This window comes from Anaerofustis stercorihominis DSM 17244 (genome assembly GCF_000154825.1).
Lineage (GTDB): Bacteria > Bacillota > Clostridia > Eubacteriales > Anaerofustaceae > Anaerofustis > Anaerofustis stercorihominis.
On the sequence record NZ_DS560015.1, the window covers coordinates 20052 to 22551 of the forward strand.

At 30.7% G+C, this 2500-nt stretch carries 3 protein-coding genes (1 of these 3 running past the window's edge); 1 reads left to right on the forward strand and 2 read right to left on the reverse strand.

Translation table 11 applies throughout. The features are described from left to right. Together ANASTE_RS00115 and hxlB are read right to left on the reverse strand one after the other, a co-directional pair. Positions 1 to 830, reverse strand: an 830-nt coding sequence (locus ANASTE_RS00115; RefSeq protein WP_039944530.1) for a putative RNA methyltransferase, incomplete at its 3' end; no start/stop codon positions are given. 2 nt (positions 831 to 832) lie between these two features. Next, positions 833 to 1399, reverse strand: coding sequence for a 6-phospho-3-hexuloisomerase (gene hxlB, locus ANASTE_RS00120; RefSeq protein ID WP_007048817.1), 567 nt, complete (start codon positions 1397 to 1399; stop codon positions 833 to 835). Between the two features lie 216 nt (positions 1400 to 1615). Here hxlB and ANASTE_RS00125 point away from each other — a divergent pair, with 216 nt between their 5' ends. Beyond that, positions 1616 to 2500, forward strand: the 5' portion of a protein-coding gene (locus tag ANASTE_RS00125) for a LacI family DNA-binding transcriptional regulator (protein WP_039944533.1). It continues 117 nt past the right edge of the window; the window shows 885 of its 1002 coding nt (coding positions 1-885); its start codon is at positions 1616 to 1618; the stop codon falls past the right edge of the window.

The window sequence follows — 2500 nt, forward strand, 5'->3', positions numbered from 1 at the left end:
TATTTTATTTTCCCTACCAGTATCTCTCCGTCTATAGTTATTTCAGAAATATCATTATAATTAATATTTTCTAAATCTATATCGAACATTAACGGAGTCATTCTAATAAGGTTTTCCAATTGTTTACTATTCACTCTTATAGTATTTTTAGCTCTGACTCTATTTATGAGTTCGCAGTGCTCTTTAAAACAATCAATTACTTCTTGATTCGAGTATTCTTCATTTTTTAATTGTTCTTTTATTATATGTCTCAGTTCCTTTAAATGTTCTTTACCGGGTACTACCTTTATGATTTTACCACTATCAGATAAAATCCTTTTGAATTCAATATAGTTAGCAGGAGTATAAATATTTAAAATACAGTCCATAGATTTATCTTTCAGCGGTATGTCGTTAATGTCTGAAACCATAAAACATATATTATTTACGCCTCTTGAAGCTACATTGATCGCATCTTTGGAAAAATCAAAAGCAAATATATTATGATTTTTATCTTCTATTATATGAGAGTAATATCCGTCTCCACAGCCTGCATCGACAATATTTTTTACATCAGTACAATTATCCAGTATATTGGTTATTTCTTTCGCTATATGTTCATAGAAGCCGTCATTTAACATTTCTCTTCGCTTCTCAAAAAAAGTTTTATCATAACCTTCGGGAGGCTTTCTGTTTATTAAAAAGTTTATATAACCTTTTTTCGATATATCAAAGCAATGATTATTCTCGCATTTTAAACTATTATTTTCTATGATCATATTACTTTTACATTTCGGACATCTAAAATAATTTATATTGTTTGTAAATTGGATATTTTTGTTGTTACTCATATTTATTCCAAATTTGCATGGTTTGACCACATGCTTTCATTTACGGGTTCGTCTTTCATATCAAGGATTGTCAACGTGATTGTATCTCCAAGTAAAAGCAGAGATTGTTCGAATAGTGAAGTCATAGGTTGATTTGAATCTACTTGGTCAGGTAGATTTTGTTTGCTCTTGACAGGAATTCTTACAAATACATCTGTTATATCTTTGAGGGGATTATCAGGTATTGCTCCTATATGAGCAATTCTTGCTCCAAAAGATTTAGCCTTTTTAGCAATTCCGCTTGGGATTAATGTGCTTCCGCTTCCAGAACCAACGATAAGTAAATCTTTGTCTGTTATTGGCGGCTCTGTAGTTTCTCCTACTATATATGTATCATATCCTATATGTTTTAGTCTTTTTGCAATACATTGAAGCATTGTCATTACTCTTCCGACACCTATAAAAAATATTTTTTCTGCTTTATTTAATTCTTCAATAAGGCTGTATACTTCATTTTGATCAACTTTTAAAAGTGCTTCATTTAACTCATTTAAAATCAACTCTGCGTTTTTTTGGTAAATATTATCCATATTGTTTCATCTCCTTTATTTATATATAATAATTATATATTATTTTCATACGTTTTCAACTTTTAATATATAAAAAGAAATGTAAAACATTAAATATTTTCATAATACATGATAATCATTTGCAAAAAAAAGTCGACTATGATAAAATGATTTTAATTTAAAACTTTTACATAACTATGTTTAAGTTTATTCGATGTGAAAATGGAGGTGCTGATATTGAGCGCAAAAATTAAAGATGTTGCAAAGAAAGCAAATGTTTCAATAGCTACAGTATCACGTGTAATTAATAATGTTCCTTTGGTAAATGAAGAAACGAGAGATAAAGTTTTACAGGCGATAAAAGAAACCGGATACAGACCAAACGCTATAGCAAGAAGTTTAAAACTTCAAAAAACCGAAACTGTAGGTGTTGTCATACATGATATTACTATTCCTTATTATGCCCAAATTGCAAGGGGGGTTCAAGATATAAGTATGCAAAGCGGTTACAATGCTATTATTTGTAACAGTGATGCTGACAACAGAAAAGAAGAAGAGTTTATGGATTTGTTCTATCAAAAGCAGTGTGATGGAATTATATTTGCGGGAAGAGAATTAAATGAATCCGTGAGAAGAAAATTTGAATATATGAATATGCCTGTGATTTTATGCGGTATAGAAGACCGAGAAGGCGAATACTCTAGTGTAATAAATGATTATGATCAAGCTGTATATTCCTTAATGAAACATTTAAAAGTAATGGGTCATAAAACTGTGGGGCTTATTCACGGGGATAAAAAAAGAGCTTATAATGCCAAAAGAAACGAAGAAGTCATGATGGCTACTTCAAAAGAGCTTGGTATGAAAATAAATAAAAATTGTGTTATTGACAGAGATTTTACAATGAAGGGTGGATACCTTGCAATGCAGGAAATGCTAAAGGGTGAACTTCCTACTGTTGTGGTATGCGGAAATGACGAAATGGCAGTAGGTGCAATAAGAGCCATTGAAGAAAGCGGTATGAAAGTTCCGGAAGATATAAGTATCGCAAGTTTAAATTCCTGTGAAGTGGGAAGATGGATCAGTCCGAATTTAACAAGTATAAATCATTACATGTATGAT